The organism is Leucobacter chromiiresistens (genome assembly GCF_900102345.1).
GTDB classification, from domain to species: Bacteria; Actinomycetota; Actinomycetes; order Actinomycetales; family Microbacteriaceae; genus Leucobacter; species Leucobacter chromiiresistens.
Window position 1 is genome coordinate 2,702,258 of the sequence record NZ_FNKB01000001.1, and the last position, 13,604, is coordinate 2,715,861.

Annotated in this window: 15 protein-coding genes; 5 read left to right on the plus strand and 10 right to left on the minus strand. The window is 71.9% G+C overall.

Annotated features, from left to right (window positions below):
* Positions 1-13: 13 nt before the first annotated feature.
* The gene (locus BLT44_RS12305; protein WP_010156758.1) at positions 14-241 is read left to right on the plus strand and encodes a hypothetical protein; all 228 of its coding nucleotides are present in this window, start codon (positions 14-16) and stop codon (positions 239-241) included.
* Between the two features lie 9 nt (positions 242-250).
* On the opposite strand, the gene BLT44_RS12310 is transcribed toward BLT44_RS12305, so the two are convergent.
* Positions 251-1,858, minus strand: coding sequence for an aminotransferase class I/II-fold pyridoxal phosphate-dependent enzyme (locus BLT44_RS12310; protein ID WP_010156757.1), 1,608 nt, complete (start codon positions 1,856-1,858; stop codon positions 251-253).
* A gap of 67 nt (positions 1,859-1,925) precedes the next feature.
* On the opposite strand from BLT44_RS12310, the gene BLT44_RS12315 reads away from it, so the two are divergent.
* The gene (locus BLT44_RS12315; RefSeq protein ID WP_231291542.1) at positions 1,926-2,894 is read left to right on the plus strand and encodes a LysR family transcriptional regulator; all 969 of its coding nucleotides are present in this window, start codon (positions 1,926-1,928) and stop codon (positions 2,892-2,894) included.
* Between the two features lie 50 nt (positions 2,895-2,944).
* On the opposite strand, the gene BLT44_RS12320 is transcribed toward BLT44_RS12315, so the two are convergent.
* From BLT44_RS12320 to BLT44_RS12350, 7 genes are all read right to left on the minus strand, one after another.
* Positions 2,945-4,423 (minus strand): MDR family MFS transporter, encoded by a 1,479-nt coding sequence (locus BLT44_RS12320; RefSeq protein WP_010156755.1) that lies wholly within the window; start codon positions 4,421-4,423, stop codon positions 2,945-2,947.
* A gap of 123 nt (positions 4,424-4,546) precedes the next feature.
* Positions 4,547-5,314: an amino acid ABC transporter ATP-binding protein gene (locus tag BLT44_RS12325; RefSeq protein ID WP_010156754.1), complete on the minus strand. Its 768-nt coding sequence runs from the start codon at positions 5,312-5,314 to the stop codon at positions 4,547-4,549.
* Positions 5,311-6,198: an amino acid ABC transporter permease gene (locus BLT44_RS12330; protein ID WP_010156753.1), complete on the minus strand. Its 888-nt coding sequence runs from the start codon at positions 6,196-6,198 to the stop codon at positions 5,311-5,313. Before BLT44_RS12330 ends, BLT44_RS12325 begins: the two co-directional genes overlap by 4 nt.
* A 7-nt stretch (positions 6,199-6,205) precedes the next feature.
* The gene (locus tag BLT44_RS12335; RefSeq protein WP_010156752.1) at positions 6,206-7,042 is read right to left on the minus strand and encodes an ABC transporter substrate-binding protein; all 837 of its coding nucleotides are present in this window, start codon (positions 7,040-7,042) and stop codon (positions 6,206-6,208) included.
* Positions 7,043-7,169: 127 nt separating this feature from the next.
* Positions 7,170-8,480, minus strand: a complete 1,311-nt coding sequence (locus tag BLT44_RS12340; protein WP_010156751.1) for an amidohydrolase family protein — start codon at positions 8,478-8,480, stop codon at positions 7,170-7,172.
* 10 nt (positions 8,481-8,490) lie between these two features.
* Positions 8,491-10,161, minus strand: a complete 1,671-nt coding sequence (locus BLT44_RS12345; RefSeq protein WP_244887479.1) for an adenosylhomocysteinase — start codon at positions 10,159-10,161, stop codon at positions 8,491-8,493.
* On the minus strand, positions 10,158-10,718 hold the full coding sequence (locus BLT44_RS12350; protein ID WP_010156748.1) for a hypothetical protein: 561 nt from the start codon (positions 10,716-10,718) through the stop codon (positions 10,158-10,160). The genes BLT44_RS12345 and BLT44_RS12350 overlap by 4 nt, the downstream gene beginning before the upstream one ends.
* A 58-nt stretch (positions 10,719-10,776) precedes the next feature.
* Here BLT44_RS12350 and BLT44_RS12355 point away from each other — a divergent pair, with 58 nt between their 5' ends.
* Complete coding sequence (locus BLT44_RS12355) at positions 10,777-11,100, plus strand: GNAT family N-acetyltransferase (protein ID WP_010156747.1); 324 nt, start codon at positions 10,777-10,779, stop codon at positions 11,098-11,100.
* Between the two features lie 165 nt (positions 11,101-11,265).
* Here BLT44_RS12355 and BLT44_RS12360 read toward each other — a convergent pair whose 3' ends face one another.
* Complete coding sequence (locus BLT44_RS12360) at positions 11,266-11,934, minus strand: hypothetical protein (protein ID WP_010156746.1); 669 nt, start codon at positions 11,932-11,934, stop codon at positions 11,266-11,268.
* Between the two features lie 240 nt (positions 11,935-12,174).
* On the opposite strand from BLT44_RS12360, the gene BLT44_RS12365 reads away from it, so the two are divergent.
* Both BLT44_RS12365 and BLT44_RS12370 read left to right on the plus strand, forming a co-directional pair.
* Positions 12,175-12,495, plus strand: coding sequence for a DMT family transporter (locus tag BLT44_RS12365; protein ID WP_040504968.1), 321 nt, complete (start codon positions 12,175-12,177; stop codon positions 12,493-12,495).
* A 4-nt stretch (positions 12,496-12,499) separates the two neighbouring features.
* Complete coding sequence (locus BLT44_RS12370) at positions 12,500-12,889, plus strand: DMT family transporter (protein WP_010156744.1); 390 nt, start codon at positions 12,500-12,502, stop codon at positions 12,887-12,889.
* Here BLT44_RS12370 and BLT44_RS12375 read toward each other — a convergent pair.
* Positions 12,864-13,571 carry a metal-dependent transcriptional regulator gene (locus tag BLT44_RS12375; protein ID WP_010156742.1) on the minus strand — a complete coding sequence of 236 codons (708 nt, stop codon included), beginning with the start codon at positions 13,569-13,571 and terminating at the stop codon, positions 12,864-12,866. The two genes, BLT44_RS12370 and BLT44_RS12375, sit on opposite strands and share 26 nt — an antisense overlap.
* Between the last annotated feature and the right edge of the window lie 33 nt (positions 13,572-13,604).

A 13,604-nucleotide genomic window follows, 5' to 3' on the forward strand; every position in this document is an offset into this window, starting at 1 on the left:
TGAGGAGTGTTCCGTGAAGATCCGCACCCGCATCGCCACCGCCGTGACCGTCGCGCTCGCCTCGGTCTTCATCGCCGCTCCCGCGTTCGCGAGCGGCGGCGGCGACAACGCCGACTCGACGCTGTCGAGCGCGGGCGATCCGCTCAATTACGCCGGGATCGCCGCAGTGGGCATCGTGCTGCTGCTCATCGTGCTCGTGAGCTCCAAGCTCGTGGGCGACCTCTTCGAGAAGAAGTCCTGACCCGCACGCTCAGGCCGTGACGACGCGGATCCCCGAGACCTCCGCGTCGACGGCGCCGCGCACGTAGCCCGTCGGCGACGCCGCGACCGCACGCAGGAACGCGACGGTCTCAGCGGTGATCTCCTCGCCGGGCAGCAGGTTCGGAATGCCCGGCGGGTACGCCGCTAGGGTGTCCGCGGAGATGCGCCCGACCGCGGCCTCGGCCGCGACGACCTCGCTGGAGCCGAAGAAGGCGTCGCGCGGCAGGGCACGGAGTTCGCCCGGAGCCGGGAGCTCCGGGAATGCGTCCGCCGCCGCGTGGGGATCGGGATCGGCGAGCGCCGCGTCGGCGACCTCGTGGAGCGCGCTCATGACGCGATCTACATCGGGAACCGTGAGCGCCCCGATGACCGCGACGATGGCCGTCGCCGTCGACATCTCGACGTAGATGCCGTGTTCGGCGCTCAGGCGCGCCCGCACCCAGTGCCCGCTGCGCCCGAGCGCCGAGACGTCGATCGGCACCCGCAGCCGATCGACATCCACGATGTCGGGGAAGGCGTCGAAGCCGTCGCTGACGACGGCGAATCGCGCGTCGGCGCGCAGTCGATCCCGCAGGGCGTCCGACGCCCGCAGTGCCTCGCCGATACGGCGCTCCCCGAGCACGAGCGCGCGCCGGGTCTCATCGAGCGATCCCATGAGGAGGCTGCTCATCGAGGTCGACGCCGTCATCGAGTAGGCGCGCTCCACGAGCGATTCGAGACGCTCGGCGAACGGACCGTCGCCGAGATGCAGCATCGCCGACTGCGTGAGCGAGCCCGCGAGCTTGTGCGTGCTCGAGACCACCAGGTCGGCCCCCAGCCGCGCCGGCGAATCGGGCAGCCCGGGATGGAAGCCGAAGTGGGCGCCCCAGGCGCCGTCCACGATGAGCGCGGCATCGTGCGCGTGCGCGACCTCGGCGAGCCCGGCGACATCGGCCGTCGACCCGAAGTAGCTCGGCGACACGACGTAGACGCTCGCCACGGCACGGCCCGCGGCCGCCTCGCGGGTCAGCGCCGCGTCGAGGGCCTCGGGCGTCAGCCCGTGCGCGATGCCGTGGCGGGAGTCGATCGCGGGCTGCACGAAGGCGGGCACGAGCCCGGCAAGCAGCACGCCGTCGGTGAAGCTCGAGTGCATGCTGCGCTGCACGAGCACGCGCTCTCCGAGCCCGCGCACCGAGATCGCGGCGGTGCGGTTCGCCTGCGACGCCCCGTTCGTCAGGAACCAGGTGCGGCGCGCGCCCCACGCTTCGGCGGCGAGCTGCTGCGCCTGCGCGAGGGGCGAGTGCTCGCCGAGGTCGATGCCGTCGAGCATGAGCGGGATGTCGACCGCGGCGGCGCGCTCTCCGATGAGTTCGAAGAGGTGCTCGCCGCCGTGCTTCGCGCCGGTGCCGTGCCCCGGCACCATGAGCGACATGGGGCGCGCCTCCGCGAAGCGCTGCAGCGCCTCCGCATAGGGCGCGCTGCGCTGGGCGTCGGCGATCCGCTCGCCGTCGTTCGGCGCCGCGACCTCCGCCGCGGCTCCCCCCGCGACGATCGCGCTCGGCGATTCGCCCCCGAGGGGCGACTGACGGGGGTCGATACGTGATTCCTGATCCAGCATTCCTCCAGAGTGGCGGGGCGCGGGTCTCGGAGGAACCCTGACTCCGCTCCCGGGAGTCATATACTGTATGGAACTCCCCGGGGCGATGCCGCCCGTTCGATCCAGTATTTCCGAGGTGCACGTGCTCGACTTCAGACAGCTGCAGGCGCTCAGCGCCGTCGCCTCCGAGGGGTCGGTGGCCCGCGCGGCGAAGCGGCTGGGGTGGAGCCAGCCCACGGTCGACTACCACCTGCGCAACCTCGACCGGCTCGTCGGCACCGACCTCACCACGCGCAGCACGCGGGGCAGCAAGCTCACGACGGCGGGCGCGCTCATGCTCGAGCGCGGCGACGAGATGCTGAGCCTGGCCGACCGAGCCCTGACCGATGTGCGCGACCTCGCGCAGCTCGGAAAGATCCGCCTCCGCTTCGGCACGTTTCCCACCGCCGCGTCCCGTCTGCTGCCGGGCATCGCCACGCGCGTCGCCGAGCTCGGCATCGAACTCGACGCGACGCTCGAGGAGCTCGCGCCCCTCATCACCCGCATCAACCAGCACACCCTCGACGCGGCGCTCGTGTACGCCGCCGGGGGGTACCGGCTCCCCTTCCGCTCGGAGGTGCACACCACGCACCTGTTCACGGACCCGATGCTGCTCGCCCTGCCCGCCTCGCACCCGGCGGCGGCGCAGTCGTCGTTCGACCGCCGCAGCCTGCTCGCGCTGTCCAGCGACAGCTGGGTGATGGGCTCCACCCCGGGCGACACGCTCGACGATCTCGTGCGCGAGGTCTTCGCGTCGGAGGGTCTGCAGGTCAACGTCGCCATCCGCACGGACGACTACTCGGTGGTGCTCGGACTCATCGCCGCGGGCATGGCGGTCGCCCTCGTGCCGAGCCTCGTGAGCTTCAACCCTCCCGACGGCGTCGCCCTGCGCCCCATCGACGATCCGATGTTCGCGCGCGAGCTGCTGCTCGCCGCCCCGGCGGGGCCGGGAGGCCCCTCGGCCGCCGTGCGACAGCTCGCCGAAGCCGTGCGGCGGTCGATCAGCGCGCTGGGCTAGGCGCGCGGCGGCGCAGCCCCGGGCACCGCCCGGGCTGCGCCGCCGACCGGTCAGTGCCCGGCGTGCACCGGCGCGTCGCCCTCCACGGGCTTCGAGACGAAGAACGACAGCGCCACCGGCACGAGCGCGATGCACGCCGCGGTGAAGAACGCCATGTTCGCGCCCGGCGCGCCCGCATCCGCCACCGAGAGGCCCTCGGCCTCGCCCGCGTGCAGCGCGCTCGAGTAGATCGAGATCAGCACCGCGGTGCCCGCGGCGCCGCCCACCTGCTGCAGCGTATTCAGCACCGCCGAGCCGTGCGAGTAGAGCGAGCGCTGCAGCGACCCGAGCGATGCCGAGAAGAGCGGCGTGAACGAGCCCGCGAGTCCGAGCGACATCGCGATCTGCACGAGCATGAGGAACCACATCGGGGTGTGCGTGCCGACCGTCGAGTAGACGAACATGGCCGCCGCGATGAGCATCGTCCCCGGGATCAGCAGCACGCGCGGGCCGCGGGCGTCGTACACGCGGCCCATCACCGGCCCCAGCACGCCCATGAGCACCGAGCCCGGCAGCAGCACGAGACCGGCCGCGGTCGGATCGAGGCCCGCGACGTTCTGCAGGTAGAGGGGCAGCAGCGAGAACGTGCCGAACATCGCCAGAGAGATGATCGCCATGATCACGACGGCGAGCACGTAGTTGCGCGAGGTGAAGACGCGGAGGTCGAGCAGCGCGTCGTCCCGTCGCTGCAGCACCAGCTGCCGCCAGACGAACACGGCCAGGAAGACCACGCCGACCCCCACGATCAGCGCGGGCGGCACGCCGCGGCCGCCGGCGGAGCCCCCGTGCCCGCCGATCTGGCTGAGCCCGAACACGATGCCGCCGAACGCGAAGGCCGAGAGCACGATCGAGAGCACGTCGATCGGTGCGTGAGTCGTCTCGCCCAGGTTGGTCATCCACTTCGCCCCCAGCAGCAGCGCGATGACGGCGATCGGCAGGATGATGCCGAAGAGCCAGCGCCAGCCGAGCGTGTCGAGCACGACGCCCGACAGGGTCGGCCCGAGCGCCGGCGCCAGGCTGATCACGAGGCCGACGCGGCCCATCATGCGGCCGCGCGAGCGCGCCGGAACGACGTTCATCACCGTGGTCATGAGCAGCGGCATCATGATGCCGGTGCCGGCGGCCTGCACGACGCGCCCGGCGAGAAGCGCCGGGAAGCCCGGCGCGATGAGGCAGATGGCGGTACCCAGCACGAACGTGCCGATCGCGGCGAGGAAGACCTGCCGCGTGGTGAAGCGCTGCAACAGGAAGCCGGTCGTGGGAATCACCACGGCCATCGTGAGCATGAATGCGCTCGTCAGCCACTGCCCGAGCTCGGGCGGGATGCCGAGCGTGCGGTTGAGCTCGGGGATGGCGATCGCCATCGTGGTCTCGTTGAGGATGGCCACGAATGCGGCGACCAGCAGCAACCAGATCACGCGCATGCCTGCGGGATCGATCGGGTCGTCGGCGGGCTTGGGCAGCCGAATGGATGCGGTGTCGGATGTCACGAGCGGAGACTCCTCGAGAAGACGGAAGACTGCCCCTGGCCAGGAGCTCGCGCGGCTCCTCGTAGGCAGACATACGAGTCTAACCGAGCGCGCGGCGCTTCCATTCCCCCGTTCGGGAATCGTTCACGCGGTGAACGGGTCGCTCAGCCGCGCGAGGAACTCCCGCGTCTCCGCGCGCTGCGGGTGCTCGAAGATCTGCTCGGGGGTGCCCGACTCGATGATCACGCCGTCTTTGAGGTAGACGACGCGGTCGGCGACGCGGCGCGCGAACGACATCTCGTGGGTCGCCATGACGATGGTCGAGCCCGACGCCTTGAGCTCGCTCACGAGATCGAGCACCTCGCCCACGAGCTGCGGGTCGAGCGCGCTCGTGATCTCGTCGAGCAGCAGCAGCTCCGGGTTCGTCGCGATCGCGCGCACGATCGCGACGCGCTGCTGCTGACCGCCCGAGAGCCGGTCGGGGTACTCCCCCGCCTTGTCGCCGAGGCCGATGCGCGCGAGCAGTTCGAGCCCGCGCCGCTCCGCCTCCGCCCGCGGCGCTCCGAAGACCTTGCGCATGGCGAGCACGACGTTCGCGAGCACCGTCATGTGCGGGAACAGGTTGTAGTGCTGGAAGACGACGCCGATCCTCGCCCGCACCGCGTCGACGTCCGCTCGCGGGTCGGTGATGTCGTCGCCGGCGAGCACGATGCGGCCGTCGTCGATCTGCTCCAGCAGGTTGACGGTTTTCAGCAGGGTCGACTTGCCCGATCCGGAGGCGCCGATCAGCACGACCGCCTCGTGCCGGTGCACGGTCAGGTCGATGCCGCGCAGCACGTGCTGCGCGGCGAAGCGCTTGTGCACGCCCTGCACGTCGAGCACCGGCTGCGGCGAAGAATTCTGCGCGCTCATACCGCGCCTCCGATCTGCTCGCGCCGCTGGGCGCGCGCCGTCAGCCAGTCCGTCAACCTGATGAAGGGCAACGAGAGCAGCACGAAGAGCACGCCCGCGAGCACGTACGGCGTGAAGTTGTAGCTCGAGGCCACCTCGATCTGCGCGGCCCGGATCGCATCGACCGCGCCGAGCACGGAGATCAGCCCGACGTCCTTCTGCATCGACACGAAGTCGTTCATGAGAGCCGGGGTGACCTTGCGCACCGCCTGCGGCATCACGACGAGTCGCAGCGTCTTCGCGTGACTGAGTCCGAGGGAACGGGCAGCGAGGCGCTGCGAGGGGTGCACGGCGTCGATGCCGGCGCGGAGCACCTCCGACACATACGCCGAGTAGCAGAGGATCAGCGCGATGGTGCCCCAGAACTGCGCCGGCAGGCGGCCCGTAAGTTCGAGCCCCGGGATGCCGAACCCGACCAGGTAGAGCACGAGCAGCACGGGGATGCCGCGGAAGAGATCGGTGTACCCCGCGGCGATCAGCCGAAGCGGCGTGAACACCGGGCCCTTCAGGGTGCGCGCGATCGCGAGCAGCGTGCCGAGAACGGCGACGCCGATCGCGGCGACGAAGAGCACCTGGATGTTGAGCCAGAGACCCTTGATGACGCGCGGGAACGCCTCGACCGCGATCGCGGGGTCGAAGAAGGTCTCGCGCACCGCATCCCAGCCGGGGCTGTTCACGAGCACGAGGACGAGTACGGCGGCGAACACCAGCGTGCTGGCGATGCTGATCAGCACCGATTGGCGTTTACGGGCGCGCCGGTAGCCGCGCCGTTCGAGCTCGATGGCGCTCGGGGCGAACTCCGGTTCCGGGTGCCGCGCGCCTGCGGAGTGCGGGGCTTGACTCACGTCGGGGCTACTCCAGTACCGGCGCGCCCTGGTCGGCGATCCACTCTGCGGCGAGATCGTCGAGGGTGCCGTTCTCGCGGAGCGCCTCGACCGCGTCGGAGACCTCGTCGGTCAGCGACGAGTCCTTCGGCAGCACGAATGCGAACTCGTCGCCGCCCTCGGCCGAGTCGAGCTGGCCGACGATCACGCCGTCGTCGAGCTGGGCGTCGCGCACGTAGAACGCGCCGGGGAGGTCGGTGACGAGCGCGTCGATCGTGCCGTTCTGCAGGGCGGCGACGGCGTCGTCGACGCTGTTGAAGACCTGCAGATCGGTGGTGGGCGCGATGACGTCCTCCGCGACGGTCAGCGAGGTCGTGCCCGAGGCGACGCCGAGCGCCGCATCCTTGAGGTCGGCGATGCTCGTGGCCTTCGCCGCATCCGTGCCGCCGGCGGCGACGACGGCCTGCGTGGTCTCGTAGTACGGGGCGGAGAAGTCGACGGCGCGCTCGCGCTCCTCGCTCACCGAGAACTGCTGGATGTTGAGATCGAAGTCCTTCGGCCCCGGCGCGATCGCGGCGTCGAAGCTCGTGCGCACCCACTCGACGTCGTCCTTCGCGAACCCGAGCTCCTCGGCCACGGCGTACGCGACTGCGGCTTCGAAGCCCTCGCCGCTCTCCGGGGCGTCGTCGATCACCCAGGGGGCGTATGCGGGCTCGCCGGTGGCGATGGTGAGCTTGCCCTCGGCGACGGGACCGACCCCGTCGTCGTCGCCGGCTTCGCCACCGCCGCCGCTGCATGCGGAGAGCGCGAGAAGTGCTGCGGCTCCGACGGCGACGGCCGTGGCACAGCGGAACTGACGAGGCATGAGGACTCCTAAGCTTCGGGGCGAGGGCGCTGGGTCATGCACCGTCGAACGACGTTCATTATATGAGACAACGCCGCGGCCGATTCGTCGGTCGTCACGCGGCGTCACGAGGATCGTGCAGGCGGCCTCAGCGCCGGAATTTCTCGACGCCGCCGACGATCGTGCGGCGCGCGCGGCCGGCCCCGGCCTCGACGAGCTCGGCCAGCGACGCATCCGGGTCGTGCACGGGCAGGTCGAAGAACGCGAGGTCGGCGAGCGCCCCGACGCCGAGCTGGCCGATGCGTCGCTTGCCGACGTTGAGCCCGAGCGCCGTCGCCCCGCCGAGCGTGGCGGCGCCCAGCAGCCGCTGATGCAGATCGTCGGCGCGGTAGCCCTGCTCGCGCGCCACCCGGTAGAGCTTGGCGACGTCGGCCAGCAGGTCGAGCGAGGGCGATGACGACAGCGAGTCGGTGCCCACGGCGATCGCGTTGCCCTCGCGCAGGTAGGCCGCGACCGGCGGCATGTCGAGCCCGATCACCTCGTTCGAGCGCGGGCAGAGCGCCACGCTGGTGCCGCGAGCGCGCAGCAGGGCGCGATCCTCGGCGCTCACGTACACCCCGTGCGCGATGTGGCAGTCGGGGCCGAGCACGCCGAGGTGGTCGACGAACTGGGTGGATGACACGCCGATGCCGTGCGAGCGCAGCGCGCGGAAGCTGTCGGCTTCGAGCTCCGGCCACGCGCCGTGCCCGCCCGGCCCCGCGCCGACGTAGCCGTCGATCCCGTCGAACTCGCGCTCCATGTGGGCCTCAGCGAGGTGGATGTGCAGCCGGAGCCCCTCCTCGCGCACGATGTCGGGCAGCTCGAGCAGCGGCTGCACCTCGAGCGAGTAGGGGGCGTGCGGGGAGACGCCCGCCCCCGGGGGCGTCGGGATGCGGCGGATCTGCTCGCGAACGGCGTCCTTGGCTTCCGGCGTCCAGTCGGTGTTGCTCGCGCCGTAGACCTCCCAGTACGCGATCCCGTGCATCCCCGAATCGTGCAGCGCGCCGAGCGCTTCACGGTCGGTGACCACGTCTGCGGCGGCCGTCACTCCCGCCGCGAGCGAGAGCTGCGCGCCCTCCGCGGCCGCCGACTCCCAGTCGTGCGACTCGCGGGCGTACACGGCGTCGAAGGCGTCGCCCCAGTGGTCGAAGCCGGTGTAGTTGCGGCTGGCGACCTCGCGCATCCCGGTGTACTGCAGGTGCGTGTGCGCGTTGACGAGGCCGGGCGCGAGCACGCCGTCCCAGTGCTCCTCGCGGAACGCCATGCCGCGCTGCGCGAGCACGTCGAGCACCCAGCGGCGATCCCCGACGTGCAGAATGTACTCGCCCTGCACCGCGACCGCCCCGTCGACGATGCGCGGGCTGGTGACGGGGAAGACGAGTGCGGCGCTGTAGACGACGACGGGAGCTGCGGGGTTCACTCGCACGAGTCTAGAGCGTCGGGGCGCCGTCGCCCTCCGGCCGCTCGCCCCTCGCCGAGCGGTACCGGTGCACCGTCCACGGCTGCGCGGCTCCCCCGGCGCGGGGCGAGTCGGGAGAGGGATCGACGGCGCCGCCGCGCGCGGCGAGCGCTGCGGCGGCGACGCGCCGCTCATCCGCCTCCGAGAGCCGGTGCACGCCCGCCCGGGGCTCCGACTCGGTGAGCTGCGCGAGCGCGGCGAGCTGCGTGGCGAACGAGAGGTCCATCACCTCGATCGGATTGCCCTCGGCGGCCGTGTAGTTGACCCCGCCCCCGTCGGCGAGCACGAGCACTGCGCGCCCTCCGCGCTGCGCCGGGGCGCGCCACTCGGCGACCCCGCGGGCGACCCCGCGATCCTCCCATCCCTCCTCGCGCAGCTCGTCGAGGGCGATCTCGTCATCGATTCCCCCCGCCACCGCCACGACGGCGCCGTCTTGCAGCGATGAGACGGCGCGCGCGTCGAGCGTGTGCCACACCCCGGTCGCGCTGACCACGACATCGGCCCGGGAGAGCCCGGTCGGGGACGCCTCCGCCTCGTGACCGTCGTGGAGGGCTGCCAGGGCTCGCACCGGATCGCGCTCCACCACCACCACCTCGGCGCCGAGCGCCGCCGCGAAGCGCGCGACCCCCCGTCCGACCGGTCCGTACCCGATCACCGCCCACCGGGTTCCCGCGACGCCCGCGTACGGCCGCGCGTCGCTCGCGGCGTCGAGCACGTCGGCAATGGCGAACACGCACGACTGGCCGGTGCCGATGAGGTTGTCGAAGTCCGTCTTGGTGCGGGCGTCGTTCACGGCGATCACCGGGAGCCGCAGTGCATCGAGCGCCGCCATCTCGCGCACCGGCCGCACCCCGCTCGTCGTCTCCTCGGCCGCGCCCCGCAGCCGCGCCAGCGCCGCCGATCGCTCGCTGTGCGCCAAGCGGATGAGATGCGCGCCGTCGTCGATGAGGTACTCGGGGGCCCAGTCGAGGATCGCCGCGGCGTGAGCGGCGTCCACATCGGCGGCCGGCCGCGCGGGATCGGCGGCTCGCGGAGCGAACACCGCGATCCGCTCGTCGCGGGCGAGCTCCTCCGCGATCTCGGCATCCGTCTCGGACACGGCGCTGAACACGGCCACGGAGCAGCCCGCGTCGGCGAGGAGCCGGGCGAACGCGGCCGTCTTGGGCTCGAGCACGAGGCTCACGCCGACGCGCACCCCCCGATGCGCGCTCGCGGCGCCGAGCCGGCCGGCGAGCTCCGCCGTCGCGGGCATGCCGGCGGCGGCCCAGGCGATGCGCGATGCGGCGCTCGCGCCCCGAAGCGGCCGCACGCCGCCGTCGAGCCCCACGACGATGCCGGGCAGCCCGCCGGCGGGCGAGCGGTCGGCGGCGGCGCATTCGTGGAGTGCGCCGTCGACGGATCGCCCGTCGGGGATCGCCCGGTCGACGAACGCGAAGTCGACGGCCTCCCCGGCCGGCCGCAGCCGAGCGCCCATGCGGCGGAGCGCCTCGGCGAGGTGGTCCCGCATCTCCGGGCGTTCGAGATCGACCGAGACCGTCGCGCCCGAGATCAGGCGGTTGCCCGCGCGAGCGGCTGCTCGTATCGCGCGCTCCACCGCGAGGCCCCGAGCCGCACCGGCTTCGCACTCTGTCGAATCGGTCACTGAGCGTCCTCCTCGGTCTTCTCGGCCGCTTCGCGGCTCGCCCGCCAGGCGGCGCACGCCTCATCGGCGTCAGCCGGGAGATCGAGCGCTGCTCGGGCCTCGGCTGCGGTCGCACCGATGTCGTCGGCCCCGTCCCACTGGTAGTCCACGACGTCTTCGACGGGCAGTTCGGCCACCCGCGACGCCTGCTCGCGGTCGGCCGCGAGCGTCTCGGCGACGGCGGCGACCGGCCCCTCCGCTGCCTCTGGCCACGATCGCTCCTCGGAGCCGAGCGTCGACGCGGCGTCGCCGCTGCGCTCCGCGACGACGCCCATCGCCTCGGCGAACGCCGCCGTGCTGCTCGCCCCCTCCCGGGTCGCGGCGAGTCTGAGCCGGTCGAGCTCGACATCCGCCGCGTCCCAGGCCTCGTTCACGGGGCAGATCGCCTCGAGGTAGACCTCGGCGGCGCGCGTCACCGACAGCGGCTCGGGGTCGGGCACCGGTTCCGCGCACCCGGCGGCGGCGAGCGCGAGCGCCCCCGCGCTCGCCAGCAGCAGGATTCGGCGGGCTCGACGCATCCTTCGAGAATACCGCTGCTCCTCCCCGCGCGCCTCAGCGGCCGGTTAGGCTGGGCGCATGGCGAGATACGAGAATGAAGCTGCGGCCGCTGCGGACGGGTTCACCATCTCCCACGAGCCCGAACGCAGCCGCTACGTCATCACCGCGAGCGGCCCCGACGGGGGCCGCGTCGTAGGCGAGGCCCACTACTCGTTGCGCGGCGACGACATCATCGACTTCGACCACACGGTGGTCGCACCCGAGCTGCGCGGCACGGGCCTTTCGGGCCTGCTCGCCCAGCGCGCCGTAACGGGCGAGGCTGTGGGCGAGCGCCGCGTCGAGGCGTCGTGCTGGTTCATCGACGGCTACCTGCAGCGGCACCCAGAACTGCTGCGCGGCTAGATCGCCGGGGCTCGCGCCCGCCAGCGGGCGTCGGTGATTCGGCTTCGCCCGTCAGCGATTCGGCTTCGGTGAGACCGGAGGCGCCAGAACGGTCTCACCGAGCCCGAATCCCTCACCGAAACGGCAGCAGGATCCCGCACCGAGCCCGGCTCAGTGCGCGGCAGCTCAGTGCTCGGCGTCGCCCGCCTTGCTCTTCTCCTTGCGCTTGAACTTGCGCACCTTCGACGGGGCCTGCGTCTGCTGCTGCATCAGCGCGGTCAGGTCCTTCTCGATGAGCTGCTGGATGCGCCCCTCGCGCTCCTCGCGGTACTCGTCGTTGTTGCCGCCGCTGTAGTACGGATGCTCGGCGCGGTCGGCCAGCGAGGTGCCGATCTCGGCCCAGGCCATCTCTCGCGCGCGCTCGGCGGCGGCGTTCAGGTACGCCTCGTCGGCGGCGCGGTTGCGCAGCTCCTCGGCGACCTTCTCGTACACCTCCTGTCGGTGGCGCAGCGTGCGGTTGTCCTCATTGCCGTAGTCGGATTCGCTCCACGAGCTCCGCCCGGTGTCGCGGATCTCGCCGCGCATCCGCGAGATGTGCTTCGCGTCGCGCTCGCGCTCCTCGGCGAGGTCGATGGTGGTCTCCCGCACCATGTCGATGATCTGCTGGGCGTCGTAATCGACGTGCCGCTTCAGCGCGTTCATGATGATGGCGTTCTTCACCGTCATGCGCACCGCCACGTCGGCGACGAGCAGGCCCTGCTCGGTGATCTCCTCGACCGGAGCCAGTACTCGCCGGGGAAGGCGCCGGGGCGGGCGCGCCGAACCCCGCTTGCGCTTCTGCAACCAGCCGAACACCGCACTCCTTCCCCGCCCTCGCGGGCACTCCCCCATTATCTCCTATCGCTCGCGCTCGCACAGGCCGATTCGGCGATCCGTGGCGCTCCGCGACAGGCGGCGGCCGCGATCCGGGCCGCCTGTGCAGCTCCTGGGCGCACGGCCGCTGCGGTGTGCGAGACTGGAGGAGACCCCGCAGTGCCGGGGTGCGGACGAGGGAGCAGTACCCGCATATCGACGACTGCCAGGAAGACCGAACTCATGTCACTGGCATGGATACTGTTGATTCTGAGCGGAATGCTGGAGGCGGTGTGGGCCACCGCGCTCGACGCGTCGAAGGGGTTCCGCAGGTTCTGGCCCAGCGCCGTCTTCGTGCTGAGCTACCTCGCCAGTCTGGCGGGTCTCGCCTACGGCATGACCCAGATCCCGGTCGGCACGGCCTACGCCGTGTGGGTCGGCATCGGCGCGGTGCTGACGGCGGCGTGGGCGATGCTGACCGGCGCCGACCGGGCGAGTGTCATGCGCGTCGTGCTGCTCGCCGGGCTCATCGCCTGCGTCGTCGGCCTGAAGGCGGTGAGCTGACGTGATGCGCGCGATCCGCACGGCGTCGTCCGCCGACCTGCCCGCACGCGCCCCGAAGGTGGCCGGGCGCTCGCACTGGCTCGTTCTGCTCGCCAGCGCGATCCTCGAATCGATCTGGGCGCTCGCGCTGCACGAGTCGCAGGGGTTCACGGTTGTCGTGCCGACGATCGTCTTCTGCATCGCGAACCCGCTGAGCATGATCGGGCTGGGGTACGCGATGCGCGGCATCCCCGTGAGCACCGCCTACGCGATCTGGACCGGTCTCGGTGCGGCGCTGACCGTCGGCGTCTCGCTGGTGCTCGGCACCGAGTCGCTCTCGGTGCTCAAGCTGTTGTTCCTCGCGGGCATCATCGGGTGCGTGATCGGGCTCAAGTTCGTGAAGGATCCGGCGTAGCCTCGAGCGACACCCACACCGACGCCGCCGCGGCCGGTCCGAGGCTCACCGCGGCGGCGTCTGCGGGCTCGTCGCCGATGCGCACCGTCACCGTCTCGGAGTAGGGCTCGCCGGGGAGCACGTGGAGCACGGCGTCGACCACGATGCCGCGGCCCGCGAAGAACTGGAGCATGCCGTTGTCGGCGTCGGAGATGCGCTCGACGCGCGTGCGGCTCGGGGCCGGGGCGGTGAGCAGCTGCACCGCGTCGGGCCGGTGCACGGCGCCCGCGGCGCTCGGGATCGGGTCGCCGTGGGGGTCGCGCGTCGGGTAGCCGAGCACCCGGTCCATGCGGTCGATGAACTCGTCGGAGACGGCGTGCTCCAGCCGGTCGGCCTCGTCGTGCACCTCGTCCCACTCGTACTCGAGGTGCCGCACGAGGAAGGTCTCGAGCAGGCGGTGCCGCCGGATCATCGCGACCGCGTGCCCGCGCCCGAGATCGGTGAGGGTGACGCTGCCGTACCGCGCATGGCCGATGAGGCCGAGGTCGGAGAGCTTGCGCAGGGCGTCGGAGACGGTCGAGAGCCGCACCCCGGCGACCTCGGCGATCGCCGAATTCGATACCGGGGCGTCGGACCACTCCTGCAGCCCCCAGATCACCTTCAGGTAGTTCTGGACGCTCGGAGACAGATCGTCGACACTCACCCGCCCAGGATATCCGGCCCCGCGTCTCGCCGC